The organism is Dyadobacter flavalbus, from assembly GCF_006149045.1.
Taxonomy (GTDB): domain Bacteria; phylum Bacteroidota; class Bacteroidia; order Cytophagales; family Spirosomataceae; genus Dyadobacter; species Dyadobacter flavalbus.
The window spans coordinates 1-755 of the sequence record NZ_VBSN01000015.1 but is presented as its reverse complement, the minus strand read 5'-3'; the positions used below and the strand labels follow the sequence as shown (position 1 = coordinate 755).

General features: G+C 36.7%; 1 protein-coding gene. It reads right to left on the bottom strand.

All coding sequences use genetic code 11. From position 1 onward, the window contains the following. Positions 1-521, bottom strand: a 521-nt coding sequence (locus tag FEM33_RS02165) for an IS110 family transposase (protein WP_139010481.1), incomplete at its 3' end; no start/stop codon positions are given. Positions 522-755 lie beyond the last annotated feature (234 nt).

Genomic DNA, 755 nt, shown 5'->3' with positions numbered 1-755 from the left:
GATTGCTTGATAATAAACGAATTATCTACTAGATCTAAAATGTTCTTTAAATCCTGGATCGCATTTTTAAGACTTGTATTTGTCTTTACAAGCCTGTCACGAAAAGTCATCAGATTCTTTAACTTGAGCAAGCATGCAGAAGGCATCCGCATAGGTTTTAGCAGATGACGATGCAAAAAAGTAAATTGTGAAATTCGCTTTGCATCAAGTTTATCATTTTTACCTCTTGTTATGCCTAGTGTCTTTTTTAAATGCAGAGGGCTCACCAATGTAAACAGGAGGTTTTCATCCTGTAAAAAACAACATAAAGCTAGCGTGTAATGTCCGGTGTGCTCCATACAAAAAAAGCTGTTTTGGGTTGTTATACCCTGTTTTTTTAACCAGGTGAGCATTTTTTTAAATCCTGAGGTACCATTCTCAAAATGGCAGTAAACAAACTGATTTGGATTATTTACATGACAAAATGCCAAATCCAAAGTTGCTTTGGAGACATCAACACCAATAAACCATTCCTTTTCCATAGCGAAATTGTTAAGGTTGAACCCTGATCCGAATGTATTGAAATGCTAATCCCTTTAATAAGCCTGTTGCTTAACATTCTAAATGGCACCTGATCAATACAAAAGCATGAAGGACTAATTCCGGCGATAAGTCTAGTTAATAGGCGGCCCCATTGTTCACCTCCATACTTTCAGATCTTTAATTGGACAATAGAAAGTTAACCTTTATTCTGCTAATCTAAAGGGCGGCCCCGT